This window comes from Cellvibrionales bacterium, from assembly GCA_016713115.1.
In the GTDB taxonomy this organism is placed as follows: Bacteria; Pseudomonadota; Gammaproteobacteria; order Pseudomonadales; family UBA7239; genus UBA7239.
Window position 1 is genome coordinate 2,374,934 of record JADJPU010000001.1, and the last position, 20,314, is coordinate 2,395,247.

19 protein-coding genes, 1 tRNA gene and 2 pseudogenes are annotated in these 20,314 nt (G+C 48.6%); 6 read left to right on the forward strand and 16 right to left on the reverse strand.

What is annotated here, in order from left to right:
* Nucleotides 1-17: 17 nt before the first annotated feature.
* On the reverse strand, nucleotides 18-1,904 hold the full coding sequence (gene htpG / locus IPK30_11685) for a molecular chaperone HtpG (protein MBK8103894.1): 1,887 nt from the start codon (nucleotides 1,902-1,904) through the stop codon (nucleotides 18-20).
* A 118-nt stretch (nucleotides 1,905-2,022) separates the two neighbouring features.
* Between htpG and IPK30_11690 the strand changes: the two genes are divergently transcribed.
* Nucleotides 2,023-3,657, forward strand: a complete 1,635-nt coding sequence (locus IPK30_11690; protein ID MBK8103895.1) for a hypothetical protein — start codon at nucleotides 2,023-2,025, stop codon at nucleotides 3,655-3,657.
* Between the two features lie 3 nt (nucleotides 3,658-3,660).
* Here the strand turns inward: IPK30_11690 and murB are convergent, their stop codons facing one another.
* From murB to IPK30_11760, 14 genes and pseudogenes are all read right to left on the reverse strand, one after another.
* Nucleotides 3,661-4,689, reverse strand: a complete 1,029-nt coding sequence (gene murB / locus IPK30_11695) for a UDP-N-acetylmuramate dehydrogenase (protein ID MBK8103896.1) — start codon at nucleotides 4,687-4,689, stop codon at nucleotides 3,661-3,663.
* A gap of 3 nt (nucleotides 4,690-4,692) precedes the next feature.
* The gene (locus tag IPK30_11700) at nucleotides 4,693-5,178 is read right to left on the reverse strand and encodes a low molecular weight phosphotyrosine protein phosphatase (protein MBK8103897.1); all 486 of its coding nucleotides are present in this window, start codon (nucleotides 5,176-5,178) and stop codon (nucleotides 4,693-4,695) included.
* Between the two features lie 22 nt (nucleotides 5,179-5,200).
* Entirely contained in the window at nucleotides 5,201-5,962 is a 762-nt protein-coding gene (kdsB, locus tag IPK30_11705; protein ID MBK8103898.1) for a 3-deoxy-manno-octulosonate cytidylyltransferase, read from the reverse strand.
* Entirely contained in the window at nucleotides 5,962-6,993 is a 1,032-nt protein-coding gene (locus tag IPK30_11710) for a tetraacyldisaccharide 4'-kinase (protein ID MBK8103899.1), read from the reverse strand. Before IPK30_11710 ends, kdsB begins: the two co-directional genes overlap by 1 nt.
* On the reverse strand, nucleotides 6,977-7,402 hold the full coding sequence (locus tag IPK30_11715; protein MBK8103900.1) for a biopolymer transporter ExbD: 426 nt from the start codon (nucleotides 7,400-7,402) through the stop codon (nucleotides 6,977-6,979). The genes IPK30_11710 and IPK30_11715 overlap by 17 nt, the downstream gene beginning before the upstream one ends.
* A gap of 7 nt (nucleotides 7,403-7,409) precedes the next feature.
* The gene (locus IPK30_11720; GenBank protein ID MBK8103901.1) at nucleotides 7,410-8,051 is read right to left on the reverse strand and encodes a MotA/TolQ/ExbB proton channel family protein; all 642 of its coding nucleotides are present in this window, start codon (nucleotides 8,049-8,051) and stop codon (nucleotides 7,410-7,412) included.
* A 60-nt stretch (nucleotides 8,052-8,111) separates the two neighbouring features.
* Nucleotides 8,112-8,827: pseudogene (gene dnaQ, locus IPK30_11725) on the reverse strand (DNA polymerase III subunit epsilon).
* A 2-nt stretch (nucleotides 8,828-8,829) separates the two neighbouring features.
* Nucleotides 8,830-9,279 carry a ribonuclease HI gene (rnhA, locus tag IPK30_11730; GenBank protein ID MBK8103902.1) on the reverse strand — a complete coding sequence of 150 codons (450 nt, stop codon included), beginning with the start codon at nucleotides 9,277-9,279 and terminating at the stop codon, nucleotides 8,830-8,832.
* An 8-nt stretch (nucleotides 9,280-9,287) separates the two neighbouring features.
* A complete protein-coding gene (locus tag IPK30_11735; GenBank protein MBK8103903.1) occupies nucleotides 9,288-10,061 on the reverse strand; it encodes a methyltransferase domain-containing protein in 774 nt (257 codons plus the stop codon).
* Nucleotides 10,062-10,088: 27 nt separating this feature from the next.
* Nucleotides 10,089-10,724 carry a DedA family protein gene (locus IPK30_11740; protein MBK8103904.1) on the reverse strand — a complete coding sequence of 212 codons (636 nt, stop codon included), beginning with the start codon at nucleotides 10,722-10,724 and terminating at the stop codon, nucleotides 10,089-10,091.
* A 46-nt stretch (nucleotides 10,725-10,770) separates the two neighbouring features.
* Nucleotides 10,771-10,847 (reverse strand) — tRNA-Arg (locus tag IPK30_11745).
* Nucleotides 10,848-10,856: 9 nt separating this feature from the next.
* Nucleotides 10,857-12,623 (reverse strand): exo-beta-1,3-glucanase, encoded by a 1,767-nt coding sequence (locus IPK30_11750; GenBank protein ID MBK8103905.1) that lies wholly within the window; start codon nucleotides 12,621-12,623, stop codon nucleotides 10,857-10,859.
* 9 nt (nucleotides 12,624-12,632) lie between these two features.
* A complete protein-coding gene (locus tag IPK30_11755) occupies nucleotides 12,633-13,109 on the reverse strand; it encodes a hypothetical protein (GenBank protein ID MBK8103906.1) in 477 nt (158 codons plus the stop codon).
* Nucleotides 13,109-13,357: a glutaredoxin family protein gene (locus tag IPK30_11760; GenBank protein ID MBK8103907.1), complete on the reverse strand. Its 249-nt coding sequence runs from the start codon at nucleotides 13,355-13,357 to the stop codon at nucleotides 13,109-13,111. Before IPK30_11760 ends, IPK30_11755 begins: the two co-directional genes overlap by 1 nt.
* A 120-nt stretch (nucleotides 13,358-13,477) precedes the next feature.
* On the opposite strand from IPK30_11760, the gene IPK30_11765 reads away from it, so the two are divergent.
* The 5 genes and pseudogenes from IPK30_11765 (at nucleotide 13,478) to cobU (ending at nucleotide 19,087) form a co-directional block, all read left to right on the forward strand.
* Nucleotides 13,478-14,257 carry a serine/threonine-protein phosphatase gene (locus IPK30_11765; protein ID MBK8103908.1) on the forward strand — a complete coding sequence of 260 codons (780 nt, stop codon included), beginning with the start codon at nucleotides 13,478-13,480 and terminating at the stop codon, nucleotides 14,255-14,257.
* Nucleotides 14,236-15,879, forward strand: coding sequence for a hypothetical protein (locus IPK30_11770; GenBank protein ID MBK8103909.1), 1,644 nt, complete (start codon nucleotides 14,236-14,238; stop codon nucleotides 15,877-15,879). Before IPK30_11765 ends, IPK30_11770 begins: the two co-directional genes overlap by 22 nt.
* 46 nt (nucleotides 15,880-15,925) lie before the next feature.
* Nucleotides 15,926-17,587: an energy-dependent translational throttle protein EttA gene (gene ettA / locus IPK30_11775; GenBank protein ID MBK8103910.1), complete on the forward strand. Its 1,662-nt coding sequence runs from the start codon at nucleotides 15,926-15,928 to the stop codon at nucleotides 17,585-17,587.
* Nucleotides 17,588-17,697: 110 nt separating this feature from the next.
* Nucleotides 17,698-18,570, forward strand: a complete 873-nt coding sequence (locus IPK30_11780; protein MBK8103911.1) for a hypothetical protein — start codon at nucleotides 17,698-17,700, stop codon at nucleotides 18,568-18,570.
* A pseudogene (gene cobU, locus IPK30_11785) lies at nucleotides 18,567-19,087 on the forward strand (bifunctional adenosylcobinamide kinase/adenosylcobinamide-phosphate guanylyltransferase). The gene IPK30_11780 and the pseudogene cobU overlap by 4 nt, the downstream one beginning before the upstream one ends.
* A 5-nt stretch (nucleotides 19,088-19,092) precedes the next feature.
* Here cobU and IPK30_11790 read toward each other — a convergent pair.
* A complete protein-coding gene (locus IPK30_11790) occupies nucleotides 19,093-20,238 on the reverse strand; it encodes a trypsin-like peptidase domain-containing protein (protein ID MBK8103912.1) in 1,146 nt (381 codons plus the stop codon).
* Nucleotides 20,239-20,314: the final 76 nt, after the last annotated feature.

Below are 20,314 nucleotides of genomic sequence, written 5' to 3' on the forward strand. Positions count from 1 at the left end.
CCGTTTCGATAGATTGATCAATGATTCAATAGCCGGTTTATGCGCGAAACAAAACCTGTGGGATTTTCTAACGCCAAACCCGCTGACAAACGCGCCTCGTCCAACAAAACCAGCGCCAAATCAGCAAATTGAGATGCATCATCTGTCTTACCGAGACGCTGCACCAAAGTGTGTTTAGCGTTCAGCTCAAAAATTGGTTTGGACTCAGGCACAGCTTGGCCAGCAGCCTCCATCATGCGACGCATTTGTAGCCCCATGTCGGCCTGCCCAACCACCAAACAGACGGGCGAATCCACCAAGCGCGTCGAGAAACGCACAGTCTCAACATCGTCTGCCAAGATGGTTTTCACACGCTCCAGCAAAGCGCTATCGCCCCCTGATTGTTCTGGCTCTTGCTCATCAGTCTTTTTCTCTTTTAACAGATGGCTGATATCCAGATCACCACGCGCCACATCAGCAAACGACTTGCCTGCGTACTCGCGGAAATAGCCCATCATCCATTCGTCGAGACGGTCGCACATCAACACCACTTCAATGTCATTGGCACGAAACACTTCCAAGTGTGGGCTATTTTTAGCGGTGTCGTAATGATCGGCAGCAATGTAGTAAATGTTTGTTTGCCCTTCTTTCATGCGTGCAATGTAATCATCCAATGATTGATCTTGTTCTTTGGATGAAGTGCTAGTGGCAAAACGCAATAATTTCCCAATGCGCTCGCGGTTGGAAAAATCTTCTACCATGCCTTCTTTTAACACATTGCCAAAGGTTTTCCAAAAAGCAGAAAACTTCTCTGCATCTTCTGTTAATTTTTCCAGCATATCCAACACACGCTTGGTCAGCGCGGTTTTCATGCTTTCAACAACAGAATCTTGCTGAAGAATTTCACGAGATACATTGAGTGACAAATCGTTTGAATCCACCACACCTTTTACAAAACGCAGATACAAAGGCAAAAACTGCTCAGCATCATCCATGATATAAGTGCGCTGCACATAGAGCTTTAAACCGCGCGCTGCATCACGATGGTAAAGATCCATGGGGGCTTCTGTTGGAATATACAATAAACTGGTGTACTCCAACTTACCTTCAACTTTATTGTGACTCCATGCCAAAGGCTCTGCGTAATCGTGGGAAACATGTTGATAAAAGGCCTGATATTCCTCATCCGTAATGTCGCTTTTACTGCGCGTCCACAGTGCCGTGGCGCTGTTTACATTTTCCCATTCGCCGATCTCTTGTTCTTTTCCTTCTTCTGCTGGCGGCATGTACTGGCGCATCTGCACAGGAATAGCAATGTGATCGGAATATTTACGCACAATGCTGCGTAAGCGCCAGTCATTCGCAAACTCTGCTGCTGCTTCTTTCACATGCAAAACAATGCGCGTACCGCGATCTACTTTTTCAATGGTTTCTACTGAGAAATCTGCGTCACCAGAAGAAATCCAATGCACGCCTTCACTAGCTGACAAACCTGCACGACGACTAAACACCTCAACTTTATCTGCAACAATAAAGGCGGAATAAAAACCAACGCCGAACTGCCCAATCAAATGCGCGTCTTTTTTCTCATCACCTGAAAGATGGCTGATGAACTCCGCCGTACCTGATTTTGCAATCGTACCCAAATGCGAAATCGCCTCATCGCGACTCATGCCGATACCGTTGTCCTCAATCGTGATCGTACGCGCCACTTCATCCACACTGATGCGCACTTTCAGCTCGCCATCATTTTCATACAGACTGTTATCTGCCAGTGCCGCAAAACGCAGCTTGTCGCAGGCATCAGAAGCGTTGGAGACCAACTCACGCAAAAAGATCTCGCGGTTGCTGTACAGCGAATGGATCATTAATTGCAGCAGTTGGCGCGCTTCGGTTTGAAAAGACAAGGTTTCAGCAGTGGACATCGTAGAAGTCTCCATAAAGCAGTTAGAATCTAGCAAACGAAGCGAAGATGGGGACAAAGTGTCGCTTTTCAAGACAAATCACAGCCAACGATTGATAGAGCTCACCACACTCGTGCTCATGCTGACCTTCATCGCTGGTCAGTTTTTACTTGCTCTGCATCGCTCACCCTCTGCTGATGACGCACTGTTTTTGTCTGTTCCCAAGAATTGGCTAAACGGCTACGGCTGGGCAACCAGCTACAGCGAGAAGATCCCCTTCAATCCAGACTTCACCGGCCCTACCGCGCTGCTATTGCCAGCTGCCTTACTCATCAAATTATTTGGCACACAATGGTGGATCGGCGGTGTAACGGGTTGGGCAGTCAACAGTGTGTTGTCCGCACTTTGCTTGTGGCAGATTCGTTACTACGGCAAAAATTCCGCACTCAGCATGCTGTGTTTAGCTTGCGGTATTGTTGCTGGCTTTGCGCAAGATTTTTCTTCGCTCATTGGCTACTACACAGGCAGCCTTTTATTTTTATTGGCGAGCTGCCTTGCCTTTAATCCGCTCTACACCGTGTTGCGACGCGCCACATTGATTGGCGTGATGACAGGCATCAGTCTGTTAATTAAACCTCTGCTGATCCCAGCCTTTATTGGTTTATCACTACTATTTTTTTACGCAACCGCCATTAAAAAAGCCAAGCAGCTAATTTTTACCTTGATGGCTCTACTCATACCTCCATTGCTAATTAGCAGTACGAATTCTTTGTTACAAGAACATGCACTACAAGCTTATCCACCAAGCTATCAAGAAAGTTACCGGCAATATAAGAAGGACTTTATTGACCACCACGGTTCTGGTCTTGGTCAATGGGAGGCTGCCAAAGAGAAAATCCCCTATCTCATTCGCAATGCCAACAAGAACCTGTATTTTGTTGAAGAAGGACTGTCTTACTTTGGTATTAAAAATCCATTTCTTGGCGACGCACCTGCCGATGTTAATCACATCGTTGGCACCTTATACCTTATCGGTTTGATTGTTCTCATCTCACTCTCTGCGAAAAAAATTATCGCTAAAAAAACCGCCTCACCCAGCACATGGCTACTGTTTACACTCAGCAGCTGCATTCTGATCTATGCGTTGTGGTTCGTATTGTTTGCCATGGCTATGTCGCCAGGGCATTTGTATTTTCCGATGCAATGGACGCTGTGGCTATTCTTTCTGTTGCCAGCATATTGCAGTAACACGCGAGCAAGTCATTGCGTTATCGCTGCAACAGCAATCTGCCTATCGTTGTTTTATGTGATGGATACTGGCAGCAGAAAAGCCATCTTTCTACAAAACCGAGAAGAGATCATTCAAACCTCCGGACTTGACCAAGCGACAGACCATCTGAAAACTACTTTCTATTTGCAGCCACTAGCCGGTTGCGGCTACAGCAACTACCCACGCCACATCGAGTATCGCCTAGATACCTCACAGAATTTTTCAGATTGTTTGGATTTAATTAATGATCATGTCATCAAACGCAGCGAACATTATGAATGGAAATCTCCACTGAGCTTTACGCTGGTTCTATCGTTGCAATCCATGAGCTTCAACCCGGCAACAGATCCTATTATCGCCGCCTGCCAGCACAACATTCTGTATCGAAACCGTGATATTTTTATTTTTCAGTGCGCTTTTGACGATTTACAAAAACTGAAATTGGATACTTTGATGCCAGCCATCCAAGCCACGCACCAATGGTACAAAACGCGCCTACCATAACGGCTATAGCACCAACGGCTCGCACTCTAAGGTGATACCAAACTCACGCAACACATCACTGGCGATTGCATTGGCCAGAGCCATAATCTCTTGCCCTGTTGCACCAGAGCGATTCACCAACACAAGCGCCTGCTTGTCATGCACACAGGCAGTACCCATGCAACGACCTTTCCAACCTAGTTGATCAATTAACCAACCCGCTGCAATTTTAAATTTTCCTTGTTCGCCAGAATAAAAAATGACTGACGGAAAACGCTCACGCAAACGCATAAAATGTTCTGGTGATATCTGCGGATTCTTAAAAAAACTCCCCACATTGGGCAACACAGCAGGATCCGGCAAACGCGACCTGCGCACCGCACAAACCGCATCTTTAATCATCACCGCATCTAGAGCATTGCTTACCAAAGCGTGCGCATGATGCTCAGACAGATATTCATGCAAAGCCGCATAGTGACTGCGAATATGCGCAGTTTTACTCAAGCGAAATACCACGGAGGTGATAATAATCTTTCCTGCCAAGCACTCTTTAAAAACGCTGTTGCGGTACGCAAAGTGACAGGATTCATTATCTAGCGCAAAGGCCTCGCCACTTTCTAAATACACACCGCAAACGCAGTGAATAAAGCTCGCCACCTCCACGCCGTACGCGCCAATATTTTGGATAGGCGCAGCACCTACAGTGCCAGGAATCAACGCCAAGTTTTCTAATCCATACCAGCCTGCCACAAGTGATTTTTCTACCCAGTCATGCCAGTGCAAGCCCGCCCCTACACTCACATGTACACAATCCTTGTCCTCATATTCAACAGCTATTGTTTCATCGCGAAATCGCAAAACCACACCAAGATAATCTTGCGTCAATACAATATTGCTTCCTTCTCCTAGTGGAAGCACCGACAACGACCTTTCTTTTGCCATCAACAAAGCCGATCGCAACTCAGAGAGACTACTGGTTTCGCAGAAATAAGCTGCGCGCGCATGCAAAGACAGCGTGTTGTACGGCTGAAGATCTACCCATTCACGCAACACGATCTAGCAACCCTGCAACCGTGTAGAAACAATATTACGCAACAAGCCTTCGGCAGCGTCCTCTACCAAATCCAAGACCAATTCAAAACTTTCAGCGCCATCGTTATACGGATCAGGCACCTGAGTGTATTGCCGCTGTTTGCTGTAATCCATAAACAAAGCCAAATGCCCTGCAAAATCCTTGGGCTGAATTGCACGCAAATTACTGAGATTAATTCTGTCCATCGGCAAAATAAAATCAAACTGATGAAAGTCTGCTTTGGTCACTTGGCGTGAACGCTGCGGCGTTAAGTCATAGCCGCGCGCTGCTGCTGCGCGCACTGTGCGCGGATCTGGAGGATTTCCCACATGAAATGCCGCTGTTGCTGCAGAATCCACAATAATTCTTTCTGCAAGACCTGCATCCTGTACGCGTTTTTCAAACACACCATGCGCGGTCGGCGAACGACAAATATTTCCCAAACAAACAAATAGCACTTTGGTTTTCATAGAAATTCCAATTTATAAAACACTATCGTTGCACTGAAAAATAAGCGCGCACGACATCTAAATCATGTTGCGTATCCACACCTGCAGGAATGGGAGAGCAAGACTCCGCCACTTGAATGCGCGATCCGTGATGCAGAGCGCGTAACTGTTCTAACTTCTCACAGTTCTCCAACCAGCAAGCATCCCAAGTGACATAGCGATGCAAAAAACCGGTGCGATAGGCATACAGGCCAATATGGCGATAGCCCCATACCACCGCACCCGCTTGCTCCATTAATGGCAAACCTTCACGCGGCCATGGCATCGGTGCGCGACTGAAATATAAAGCCTGCATGGCAGCATTGCAGACTACTTTTACTGCGTTGGGATCACGAAACTGCGCTTCGTCATGTATTGCTTCACACAGCGTCGCAATATCTGCAGTGGGCTGTTGCAATAACAAGGCTGCTACTTGATTAATGACCGCCGGTGGAATCAGTGGCTCATCGCCCTGCACATTGACCACCACCTGCTCATCTAACCAGCCGCGTTGAGCAGCCACTTCTTGCAAGCGATCTGTGCCAGACGCATGATCAGCACGCGTCATTACCACTTGCGCTCCAAAATTTTTTGCCACCGTTTCGATGCGCGCATCATCCGTGGCTATCACCACTTCGCTCGCAGCACTCTGTTTAGCTTGTAGCCAGACATGCTCAATCATCGGTTTGCCGGCAATATCCAACAACGGTTTACCTGGCAAGCGCGTGGATGCGAAACGCGCAGGGATTACCACCACAAAACTCATTACACCACCTTCTTCTGTTTTTTCTGCGCAGTCTGCCAAACAGCATCGACCCAAGCCTCAGGCAATGGCATTGCAACACGCAAGGCATACCAATTTTCTTTAGCGAATGACATGCACTTCACTGCATCTTTTTCTGTCATCAACACAATATTTTTATCATTAAAAGAAAAATCATGTTCTATAAAAACATGGTGATCTGGAAATGCATGCTTGATAGCAGAAAACCCCAGACGCTGCAAAGTTAAAAAAAATCGCTGCGGGTTACCAATCCCCGCCACGGCATGCACGATTGCATTTTTCTCCAATGCGCCTAATGGCAGCACTTCACCTGTTTTTACCGACACCCAACATTGCGGAATCAATTTTACATTTATGCTGTGAACACCAGAAACTGTATTGTGCTGTGGTATTTCTGCTGTGCTATTTCGCACCACAAAATTGACAGACTGTAGCCGAGAAGGTGACTCTCGCAACGGCCCTGCTGGTAATAACAGACCATTCCCCAAGTTTCTCTGTCCGTCCAAAACAGCGATCTCGACATTGCGTGGCAATGCGTAATGCTGCATACCGTCATCGGACAAAATGACATCAACTATTCGCTGCGCACTTAAAAATTTAGCTGCTTCGAGTCGATTGCGCGCAATCACAACCGGACAATCCGTTGCGCGTGTTAACAACAAGGGCTCGTCACCTACGGCACGCGGATCATCATCCTTTGATATTAAGTACGGCGTATCGCCCTGCGTGCCACCGTAGCCACGGCTAATAATACCGACACGCACACCGCGTTTTGTCAGCGCACCAGCCAAGGCGCACAGCAGCGGTGTTTTCCCTGTGCCACCGACAGAGATATTGCCAACAACAATGACAGGCACAGGTAGAACAGCCTGATGATTAAGCAACATATTTTTTCGAATGCGGCTGACAATCAGAAACAGGAGAGACAAAGGCAACAGCAAGACAATGACAGGCCAATAACGCGCAACGCGGCCATACCACACGCGTTCAATAAAATTACTCAGCGCTTTCATCACGCCTTGTAGTAATACTCAACTTTGCAAAGCCCATCTGCCCCGCCACATCCATTGCCGTCACAACAGCCTGATGTTGCGCCTTGGCATCGGCAGAAAGAATCAAAGGAATATCGGTGCGGTCGCCTGCTGCATCTGACAATGCTTTGCGCAGCGTTTCCGGCTTATTATCCACCAGAGAACGATCATTAACAGAAAAACTGCCATCTTGTGAAACAACCAACTCCACGGTATCTGCTTGGCGCTGCTGTCCTGATGGATCTGTCGCCGTGGGCAAATCCAGTTTCAACTCTGCATTGTGCGTAAAGCGGCTAGACACCATGAAAAAAATAAGTAGCACCAACAGGATGTCGATAAACGGCACCACATTGATGTAATCGTCTTGTCTTTGGCGTTTGCGAATTTTCACGATGTAATCAACGCTCTGCGCTAACTTTTTCACCCTTGACCTTACGATCGGAGTGCAGCGCATCAACCAGCTTCATTGCATCCTGTTGAATGCTAATCATGTAGCCATCAACCACTCGATAAAAATACCGGCTTATTAGAGATGCAGGAATTGCCACAATCAAGCCCATCGCCGTTGCAATTAAAGCCTCTGAAATACCGCCGGCCAATGCGCCAGGATTTCCCGTTCCGCCTTCCAACATAATCGCCGAAAAAATTTTGATGGTTCCAACTACTGTACCCAACAAACCCATTAGCGGCGCAATGTTTGCAATGGCACTCACTGCACTTAAATAGCGCTCTAAATCATGCTGCACACGACCCGCCGCCACTTCCATACTTTCAATCATCACTGCGCGACTGTGGCGTGTATTACTTAACCCCGCAGCCAACACCTGCCCCAAGGGAGAAGAATCATGCACAGTTTTAATTTTTTTGGCGTCCAATTGCCCGTGTTGCAGCCATTCCCAAATCTGCAATAACAATGCTGCAGGAATAACTTTTTGTGCATTCAAAGACCAAAACCGCTCAGCGGCAATAGCAACGACAGCAACTGACATCAATACCAGCGGCACCATCATCCAACCACCAGCCAATACAATTTCGTACACGCCTTTCCCCTTTAATTTGCCAGCCGAAAGCTACGCAACTTTACCATACCACCTGTTAATTCAGGCATCCCACAAACTGCGACCCGCTTTCTTACGCAGGCTCGCCAGATACGCTTCATGTGCCAGCATCTCTTCATCTGACGCTAACAGAACCTGTACTTGCGCGGCCAGTGCAGCATCAACCCGCCGCACTGCTGCATCCTCGGCCAATGCAGCGGAACCCATATCGCCCTGCGTGCTAGCCAACAGACTCGTTTGACCACCTGTCATGGCCAAAAAAACATCCGCCAAAATCTCGGCATCCAATAGCGCGCCGTGCAACTCACGGTGTGAATTATCGACATCGTAGCGCTTGCACAGCGCATCCAAACTATTGCGCTGCCCCGGATGACGAGCTTTAGCTAGAGCCAGAGTATCGGTAATGACACAGTGCTCAGCCAAGCTGAAGCTCTCGCCGTAGACGCGGCGCAATTCGTGGTTTAAAACCCAACATCAAACGGCGCATTGTGAATAACCAACTCAGCGCCTTTCACATAAGAAAAAAACTCTTCGGCAATTTGATGAAATAAGGGCTTATCTGACAAAAAATCGGTGGTCAGCCCGTGAACTTCCAGAGCTTTTTCTTCACTGTCTCGCTCAGGATTGATGTACTGATGGAAGTTATTAGCCGTCAGTTTTCTATCAATCACTTCTACGCAGCCGATCTCAATGACACGGTTTCCCTGCGTCCAATCGAGACCGGTTGTTTCAGTGTCAAGAATAATCTGTCGCGCCATGTTTACATCTCATCAATAGCTATATTTGCCAGTGCATCGCAGCGTTCATTTTCTCGATGACCGCTATGCCCCTTCACCCAGTGCCAGCTAACTTTGTGTCGACTGGAGGCCGCATCTAAACGCTGCCAGAGATCCTGATTTTTTACTGGTTTTCTGTCACTAGTACGCCAGCCATTTTTTTTCCAATTATCCATCCAACTGGTTACACCTTGCCGCACATATTGCGAATCAGTTGTCAGATCCACGAGGCAAGTATCTTTTAGTGTCTCCAAAGCCATAATGGCGGCCATCAACTCCATGCGATTATTCGTTGTAAGTGGCTCCGCACCAAAAATTTCTTTTTCATTTTCACCATAACGCAGCACAGCTCCCCAGCCTCCAGGACCAGGATTACCACGACATGCGCCATCGGTAAAAATCTCAACTCGCTTTATTGCTTCACTCACAAACATTTTTTCCATCAACAATCATTGCGTGGGCGAACCACAGGCACAACCGGCTTTGGTGTCAATGCACCCAAAGGATTCAAAGTTTTTTTCTCTTTTTCTACCAACAACGGTCTAACACTGCCTACCGTTTTGCGCGCCAAAATAAAGTACACACTCCCCATAGGCAGCTGAGTTTTACTGCCTAGACCTTCCAACCACTGCAAGCGTCGCTGCAAAGCGCTCCCCCACTGCGGCGGCACATAGGCTGTATGCACAGACTCTACAATTTCAAAGTCTAACAACTGCAACCAATCGTGCATTCTGTGGCGACCAATAAACCGATGATCAGCCATCGCGTTTTTTCTATCCAACAGATGCTGAACCGTGTGCTGCACGCCTAACGCGCTCCAGCGTTGAAAACCAAAGATCAATACACTGCCATACGGCATGAGTACACGCGCCGTCTCACGCAATAATTGATGCGGAAACGCGCTGTAGTCTAAACAGTGATGAAGAATTGCAACATCAATACTTTCATTTTCAATGGGCAGTTCATGGAAGTGGCAATGCGCTGCAGCATCCGCATACCCAGAAATGGTATCGCTTAAAGCAAAACAGTGATGAATGGGACTGCTCGCAGCCAAAGGCAGTGATGGACACACCCCCAAGGACATCAAGTGATAGCCAAATAAGCTGGGTAAAAACTGATCAAGTAGTCGTTGTTCAGCCTGCCAAATATTCTGCCCAACATAATCGGCATACCACTGCTGCAAGGCTACGCATTTCGACTGCTGAAAATCAGGCATCCCGCACCTATACGAACGATCAATTTCTTACTGTGACTTTCCCAATTTTGCTTTTACCACTTCAACGGCAATAGGAATCAGTGATACAGCAATCACACCCAAAATCACCAGCTCAAAATTCTTTTTGACAATTTCCATATCACCAAAGAACACACCAGCACCAATACAAATAGGCGCCCACAACAATGAGCCGATGCAACTGAACATGATGTAGCGCGGGTAAGGCATTTTGCCGATACCAGCCACAAAAGGCGCAAAGGTGCGAACGATAGGCACAAAACGCGCGATAATCACAGCACGCGTACCGTACTTATTGTAAAACTGCTCGGTGCGCTCTAAGTGCTTGCGATTGAAGAAAATAGAATCTTCAAAACGAAATACACGCGGTCCCAGCGTTCTGCCTATCCAATAATTTACATTGTCACCACAAAAAGCGGCAGCAATAACAATTACACCGCACAATACAGGATCCAGTTTTCCTGTGGATGCCGCCAATGCACCCACTGCGAATAATAAGGAGTCCCCAGGCAAAAACGGCGTAACCACCAAACCAGTTTCTGCAAACACAATTAAAAACAAAATGGCGTATACCCACACACCATAGGTTTCGATCATAACGGCCAAGTGATCGTTGATATGCAGAATAAAATCAAGAGGATTCATTGTTTTACACCTTCCTTATTTTGTTTATTGGTACGAGTTTATTAACTGGTCCGCCCGAGACGATTTGAACGTCCGACCTGCCCCTTAGGAGGGGGCCGCTCTATCCAGCTGAGCTACGGGCGGCTAAAACGGTCAAGCCAACTGCTCTGCGCGACGGAACGGCAGCGCCAGCAACACACACAGCAAACACCACAACAGCAATTGATGATTGGCTAATAAAGAATTAGCAATTAATGGTATCTGTTCATTTAACAAAGGATGCATCGTCACAAAATCTTCGCCATGTAACATAGCTGACACTTCACCCCATACACAGGCCAATGCCGCCAACGGCAGCAGTAATTTAGCGCGAATATTCCATGCGTATACCGCGCTGGCACGCAATGGAATTTCAGGCATGCAACGGCGAGACAACCACAAGCCCCCCGCCAAAATAATCGGCAAGCCGTAGAGTGCTACAGGGATATCCATGTAGCGACCAGAAGTTGAGAACATCAGTGCAAACGCCATAGCGCCGACAGCATACAGCGCAAAACCACGACGCACCCAATGCACCGCAGCAGAGGATTGTTTGTGTTTTAGCAGCGCAACCAACCATTGCACACCGCCCAACGCAAACAACACAGAAAATACTGCTAAAACACCGCCCCATAATTTTGCAAATGGTTCAGCCAGTGTTTGCAACAGTAACTTGTACCAATAGGCGACGCTGGCATCTGACAACCATTGTTGATCTGCCATAAAAAACAAAGCGCGTTGCGCCAACCAAGTAATAGATGCGGGCGCAACAGATAAACGCAAACTCTTATATACAGCCCAAACAATGGCCGCAGAAAATAATTGACTCCATACACTCAGAAAAATCACTTGCTGCGCAGTGCGCAAATAAGGCAGCAATAACAGGCTGATGAGAACGCCTAATACAACAGAGGTAACTGCACGCGCCATCGCATCATCCAATGGCACCACTGGACCAGTCAGCGGAAATTTTTCTACGCGCGCACTATCAAACAAACCCCAACGCGCACCGACTGTTCCTTCTAGTTGCGCCTTCCATGATTGGTCATAGGCTTCTACGATGTTGTAATCAAAATCATGTTCTGCAGCGAGTTTTGGCAACGCGCGCACAAACTCTGCCGCCGTCAATAAATCGGCATGCGCCGGTCCGCGGCTGCGCCCTTCTGTTGGCCAACCGGTTTCACCTACCAGTATGGGTTTACCAGGAAAGCGTTGTTTAATTTTTTCGATGATGGCCAGCATATGTTGCTGCGCATCATGCAGTGAAACTGGCTCATCTTCCCAATACGGCAAAACATGTATCGTGATGTAATCCACATGATCAGCCACTTGTGGATTTTTTAACCAAAATGCCCACACATCAGCGTAAGAAACAGGCTGCTGAACAGCTGCGCGCACTTGATCAATATAGGCAATCAATTCATCGGGTTTGAGATCACGGCGCAGCAGCACTTCATTGCCGACAATGACGCGTTTCACCGCTTGTGGATAGCGATTGGCTGTTTCAATCAACGCCGCCACTTCTTTGTCGTTATCAATTTTTTCTCGCCCCAACCATGCACTGTGTGTCAATGCAAAACCATACTTGGCCGCCAATTCAGGCACGGCCTCCATACCGTCTTGTGATGTATAGGTGCGCACGCCACTAAATACACCTTGCAGCCGCACCAAATCTGCTTCAACTTGCGACCGCGTCGGAAATACTTCTTTAAGTGGGGACTGACCATCGGAGAACGGTGCAAACGAAGCGCTCTTTAAAGGTTCGCGCCACTCACTTGCTATCGACCTCGGATGGATCACCGCCCACCAAGCCAGCGCCGCCAACCCTACGCACAGCAATAGCAAAAATGATTTTTTTGCAGAAGAAACACTATCAGCCATTCTCAACTCTCAATTTACAATTACATCAAAGTTTTTGCGCAACACATCCAACGCTTGCGCGATATTTTTTACATCATCTGGTTCGCCGCGCTCCTGCCACAACAAACCGATGCCGGTTGCACTGCATTCCAGCATTGCCCAATGTTCTGGAAAGTTTTGCCGAAAAGCCACTAGCCATTGCTGCGCCAGTGCCGGCACATTACCGGCAATATTTTGCACTTCACCTTCCGCGCTCAACCAAACCGCCCACAAGGCTTGCGGCTGATCTGTGATCGGCCACGGAAAATAATACATATAACCAGACTCGGGTAGCTGACGACGCTGATAGCCACTGGTGCGCAATGTCCAAAAACGCACAGCCAAACCCATTTGCGCGGCCGTTTGTCGCAATAGCTCCAACTTTTTATCGTGTGCCGAAGGACGCAAGCGCGTCAAACGCGAAGCGATAAACAGCAGCGCAAACGCCAGAACAATCCAACGCCACATCAGCCCACTTCCCCTGCAAGAAAATTTTTCAGCGAATGGGCATCAAAAGGCCAAGCTAAATGGCGAGTGGCAGCCACATCTTCCAACACAGGAATCAGCAAAGAAAATTGCGCCAGCAGTGCGTCATCCTCCGCAATATCTACCAGCTCTACCTGCCAGCCAGCCGCCACATACGGCAACAACAACTGCTCTGCCAGCTCACACAGGTGGCAGCCCAAGGTTCCGTAAAGGATCAATGAACGCGGAATAGGTAACAACACAACCAAGATAAATCGTCTCTCTGGAAAGCAACCGGAGAACGCACGGCCAAACTATAATGACCGACGATTTTATCGTAGATCGACCCTTGAGAACGCACAGGATACCGCATGGCGGTCTGGAATGATTTTGCACTGACCCATACCGGCAATGTGCGCACCAACAATGAAGATGCCGTTGCCTGCCACCCTGAACTGGGATTATGGGTTGTGGCCGATGGCATGGGCGGCCACGCAGCGGGCGAAGTAGCCAGTGCCATTGCTATCAACACCATCGCGCAACAAGTTCGCCAAGGTCAGGATCTGACAGATGCTATCCAACACGCACACCAGACTATTTTAAGCAGCAGCAACCGAGGTCGTAACGCGAGAGGCATGGGCACCACCGTGGTCGCCTTGCATAGCACTGGCACACGCTACCGCATTGCATGGGTGGGTGATAGCCGCGCTTATCTGTGGACCAAGACCGGCGAGCACAGCGGTTCGCTGGAACAACTGACCACCGACCATTCTTATGTGCAAATGCTGGTAAAAGCAGGCACCATTTCACAGCAAGAAGCCGCCACTCACCGCGAAAAAAATGTCATCACGCAATGCCTAGGTTCTTTAGAAGCCGAGCATATTGATGTCGATATCATTGAGCGCGAATGGCAGCCTCAACAATGTGTACTACTGTGCAGTGATGGACTCACTGACGAACTCAGCAACGAACAAATCAGTAGCATCCTCGCCGCGCACAAAGACCCTGAAAACGCAGCGCGTGCGCTCTTAGAGGCAACGCTGGCACAAGTGAGTAGAGACAACATCACGCTTGTTTTAATCGGACAGCAGGAAACAACAAGCAGTAGCCTCTTCAATAAGGTGCGTCTGTGGTTCGCTCACAAACCTTGAATCTCGCCAAACTATCGACAGGCTCTCTTGCCTCGCTGCTAATCGCCTTGGTGTTGTTTGCTCTCTCTGCCAGCTTATGGGGGTTTGCGACCGGCATCGACGATGCTCACATTAGTTTTTACGCCGCACACGCACTCGCTACAACAGGAGAAATGCTCAACTACAACGGAGAGCGCGTTGAGCAAAGCTCATCACTGCTGCATGTCCTGCTAACAGCCCTGTTTGCTCGTATTAGCAACACCAATGTGGTCACTGTAGGTTATGTCATTCCTATGCTGGCCGGCTGGCTTTGCTTGCCTCTGCTGTGGGTGATAGCCAGACGCGAACAGCTAGCAGCTGCCACTCTGCTATGCGCGGCATTGCCGCTGGTCTACTGGGCACACGCAGGTCTGGAAACAGCGCTGTTTGCATGCTTGTTGTTGTTGTATGTGTACTATCTTTCGTTGCACGCTACACGCTGGCTTGCTCTAGTTCTATGCGGATTTGCCTTGCAACTAGCACGACCAGAGCTGCCGCTGTTTGTGCCTGTACTGACACTAAGCTTCTGGGTTGCGTGCCGGTTTCTCGCTCTACCTTGCCGCGCTATCGGTCTGCGCGCACTACTCAGCATCCTCACCGCACTGTGCATCGTAAGTTGGCGCTGGTATTACTTTGGTGAGTGGTTCCCACAACCCGTAACTGCAAAATCAGCCGGCATTACGCTCACGGCGTTCAAAGCGGGGCTGTTGTATCTTGGTGCTATTTTCACGAATCCAATCGGCGCTCTATTTACCACAGCGAGCATGATTGCCTTGTTACACTTGCTGTGGCGCAGCGCACGAGGCAAGGAAAATACACTGCTGGTTGCCAGCACCCTTGCCTGCACCGGTTACACCGCACTGGTCGCGCTGACCGGTGGCGACTGGATGCCGCAACAGCGCTTTCTCGCACCACTCGTGCCGTTACAAGCGCTGCTGCTCATGCGCAGCCTATCGCTGATATTCCCAGCAAGGATGGCTTTTCTCGCGGTGATGTTACTGGCAAGCAGTCAAATACTGCACAGCTACCTGCAGGCACAATTTCATCAACAAGCAAAAGCTAATCTGCCTATTACATCGCCGTCTTATAGCGTGTTTGAAACGCACTCTCCCAGTGTGCAAGCCAACCTACCCACACTCGCGGCGCTCATACCACTCGTCGCCAGTGTTCACAAACAAAAGCATGCGCCAGTGCAGTTATTGAGCGGACAAATGGGCGTGTTGCCCTATCACCTTTCACTGCTTTTTCCGAATCAATTGCACTTTACTGACCGCAACGCACTGGTAGAACCCAGCCTTACCAACTGCAGTCTTACGCGGGAACGCCCACGCGTACCACAAGGGTTAGACGGTCTCGCCACCATCTTTTTCATCAAAAAAGCGCGAGAACTACAAGAAGATTGCGGCATTGCGCCACCAGACATCATTTACGATTTGTGGTGGCACAATAAAGTGGCAGACGCTCGTACGCTGTTGGAAAAACATGGCTACACCGTTGTACATGTCCACGAAGGCACCACGCTACTGCAAGATCAGCTGATCTTAGTGCGAAAAGAATGGCTGCAGCAGACCGACGAACAGCCTTCTGCAATTGCACCACCCTAACGCTTACGCTACCTTGCGCCCCAATTTTACTGAGTGAGAAAAAACCATGGCTCAATATGTTTTCACCATGAACCGCCTAGGCAAAGTTGTACCACCGAAGCGCGAAATTTTGAAAGATATCTCTCTATCATTTTTCCCTGGCGCCAAAATTGGCGTGTTGGGCTTGAACGGCTCCGGCAAATCGACTTTGTTAAAAATTATGGCAGGCATTGATACCGATTTTATCGGCGAAGCGCGCCCGATGGCAAATTTAAAAATTGGCTATCTCTCACAAGAACCACAACTCGATCCCACTAAAGATGTGCGCGGCAATGTGGAAGACGGTTTGGCGGAGCCAATCAACGCTCTGAAAGAATTGGATGCGGTTTACGCCGCTTATGCCGAAGAAAATGCTGACTTTGATGCACTGGCAAAACGCCAAGCTGAATTGGAAGACATTATTCAAGCTTGGGATGCACACAGCATCGAACATAAATTAGAAGTGGCGGCTGACGCACTGCGCTTGCCACCGTGGGATGCCGATGTCACCAAACTGTCTGGCGGTGAACGCCGCCGCGTAGCGCTGTGTCGTTTGTTGATGTCGCGCCCCGACATGTTGTTGCTCGACGAACCCACCAACCACTTGGATGCGGAATCCGTTGCGTGGCTGGAACATTTTCTGGTGGAGTTTCCGGGAACGGTGGTGGCGATTACGCACGACCGCTACTTCCTCGACAACGCTGCTGGCTGGATTTTGGAATTGGATCGCGGTCACGGCATTCCCTATGAAGGCAATTACACTTCATGGTTGGAACAAAAAGAAGCACGCCTGAAACAAGAAGAGCGCAGCGAAGCGGCACGACAAAAAACCATCGAGCGCGAATTGGAATGGGTGCGACAAAATCCAAAAGGTCGCCATGCGAAAAACAAAGCGCGTCTGGCGCGGTTTGATGAATTGAATTCACAAGAATATCAAGCGCGCAACGAAACCAACGAAATTTACATCCCACCGGGTCCGCGCCTCGGCGATAAAGTGTTGGAAGTGAATCATGTCACCAAGTCTTTTGGCGATCGCGTACTGTTAGATGACATTAGCTTCACCGTGCCCAAAGGTGCCATCGTCGGCATCATCGGCCCCAACGGCGCGGGCAAATCCACGCTGTTCCGCATGATTACCGACCAAGAACAACCGGATCAAGGCAGTATCGTGCTGGGTGATACCGTCAAACCCGCCTATGTTGAACAATCGCGTGAAAAATTGGATGCCAACAAAACCGTGTGGGAAGTGGTGTCCGACGGTTTAGATATCATCAAAATCGGTAACTATGAAGTGCCATCGCGCGCCTACCTCGGCCGCTTTAATTTCAAAGGTTCTGATCAACAAAAACGCGTGGGCGAACTATCTGGCGGTGAACGCGGCCGCTTGCAATTGGCTTGCACGCTGAAAGAAGGTGGCAACTTTTTATTGCTTGACGAACCCTCCAACGATCTTGATGTGGAAACACTGCGCGCACTGGAAGAAGCCCTGCAAAACTTCCCAGGCTGTGCGATGGTGATTTCACACGACCGCTGGTTTCTTGATCGCGTTTGTACCCACATCCTCGCCTTTGAAGGCGAAAGCAAAGCCGTATTTTTTGAAGGCACCTATACCGAATACGAAGCAGATCACAAAGCACGCTGCGGCGATCAACAACCTACGCGCATGAAGTACAAGCGGTTGCGGGAATAGTGAAAAAACTCTCAATAAAATTATCGGCTGCTGGCTGCTGGCTGCTGGCTTTATTGTTTTTATTGGAGCTAATGCTCCACATCAGCAGCTACATCAATCAGCACTTTTTGATGCACGAACAGCAAACAAGTTGGTTAACGCCAAACTTGCGAGTTGTCGCCATGGGTGACTCAAATACCTACGGGCTTTATTTGGACAAAAAAGATGCTTACCCCAAACAACTGGAAACTATTTGGAACGCCACACATAAAAACAATCCAATTGAAGTGATTAATCTTGGCTATCCGGGCAGCAACTCATCGCGTTTAGTAGCTAACATTGAAGAAATCAACAGCCAATTTCAGCCTGATATTATCTTAGTGATGATTGGCTCCAATGATGCTTGGACAGCCCCCATTGCCGCCGCAGAATCAACTATGACTAACAACAACGAGCTACACCCTATTCAGTGGATAAAATCTCGTTCCAAGTTGTACCGCCTAATTTGTTTGATAACACGAGAGCCGTTTCAAGAACAATCATTAGAAACCATTACTACATCCGACCCTGCACAGGCAGAAACAGCCAAAGGCAAGCCTGCAACCATCAACTACAAAAACATGAAGCTCGACTTCTCTTTAAATTTTCGAGATAAAAATACCCATCTCGATGCAGAAACAGACATGCAGAAAAACATGGAGAAATTGATTCAATACGGAAAGCAAAACAACATCAAAGTTTTTTTACTGACTTACCCAGCCAACAAGGGATACTACAAGCAAGCCAACAAAGTGACCCTAAAAACAGCAGGCGACAACCACTATCCTTACCTCGTCAATACCATAGAAACCTTTCAATCACTGCAACCACCCAAAGGAGAGGGCAATCAACACTTCTTTTCTGACTTACACGCAACAGCACTGGGCAATCAAGTATTAGCTACTGCCGTTATGAAACAACTCGAAGCCACACTAAACATACCTTCGGACACTGCATCACCATGAAACACCTCATCCTCGGCGGCGCACGCTCCGGCAAAAGCCATCATGCAGAAACAACCGGATTGGCAACCGGAAAAAACTGGTTTATATCGCCACATCACAGGCGCTGGATGATGAGATGCAGGCGCGCATCCAACATCACCAAACTTCGCGAGATGCGCGTTGGAAAACGATAGAAGAACCTATTGAGTTAGCTACAACGCTGCAAAAAAATGCCGCAACAGACACCTGTATTTTGGTGGATTGTTTGACGCTGTGGTTGACCAATCTTTTATTGGCGGATGAAGCGACTTTTGTTCGTGAGCGCGATGCTTTACTTAATGTATTGCCACATCTTGCTGGCGATATTTTATTGGTCAGCAATGAAGTCGGCATGGGCATCGTGCCGTTCGATCCGCTATCGCGACGCTTTGTGGATGAAGCGGGACGCTTACATCAACAACTTGCCCGCCTTTGTGATGCCGTTACTTTGGTTGCAGCTGGTTTGCCACTATCACTCAAACCAGTGCACGCGCTGTAAATAAACTAAGTACCGGGGCGTATACCGATTGTCAGCGACACAACATCCGTTTGACCATCGCGCAAAAAACGCACCTCCACTTTTTCGCCCGGTTGCGCGTGAGTAATGCGCTTCATACCCGTGCGCGTGGTGGCAGCCGGTTCACCATCAAAATGCGTGATGATGTCGCCGGGTAACAATCCTGCATCTGCTGCAGGACCGTGCCGATACACACTGCGCACAATCATGCCCTGTCCTGGCTCCAAGCCCAAACTGCGCGAAGCAAAAGCATTCAGCGCTTGCGACTCAATACCTATCCAACCGCGTATCACGCGTCCGTAGCTAACAATATCATTCAATACTTTTTGCGCGGTGTCAGAAGGAATGGCATAGCCAATACCGATTGATGCTCCGGTAGGGCTTTGAATTGCTGTATTGATGCCCACTAAACGCCCCGTGGTATCCACCAAAGCGCCACCTGAATTGCCTTGGTTAATAGCTGCATCCGTTTGCAGATAATTTTCTTGGATATTTAATTCCAAACCGTAACGCGCCGCAGCGGAAATAATACCTTGCGTGACGGTTTGCCCAACGCCGAGCGGGTTGCCAATCGCCAACACCACATCGCCAATCCGCATGTGTTGTGCATCACCAAAACGAATGGCGGTTAATTCGGGCAGTGCAATTTTTAACACCGCCAAATCGGTTTCTTTATCAATACCCACTAATTTTGCTTGTGCATCTCGCCCATCGTGCAAACTCACCAACACTTGATCCGCACCAGCGATCACATGGTAATTCGTCAACACATGCCCTTCCGTACTGACAATCACGCCCGAGCCCAAAGCGCCTTCTACACGCTCCTGCGGTGACAGGCTATTCTGTAAAAACTGTTGCAGACGAGGATCACCCACCACAGGTACGCGATGCACAACTCTACGAGTATAAATATTCACCACCGCAGGCATTGCTTGTTCAGCAGCAACGGCATAAGAATCTGTTGCTGCCGATGACAAATGCACTGACGATGTTGCATTGCTTGGCATGTTAGCAACGGCAGCCTCCAGCGCCTGAATCTTTTGATATTGCAGATAAAACAACGCGATTAGCAAGCCGCACAGCGCAGGTAAGACAATATCTTTTATCCATGTTTCTTGAAAACGCTTTTTCATGCAGAACCTATTACACACATCAATAGCATGGCGATTGTAACAGCTGCTTTCATCGCGCCAAGAACACCCCACTTGC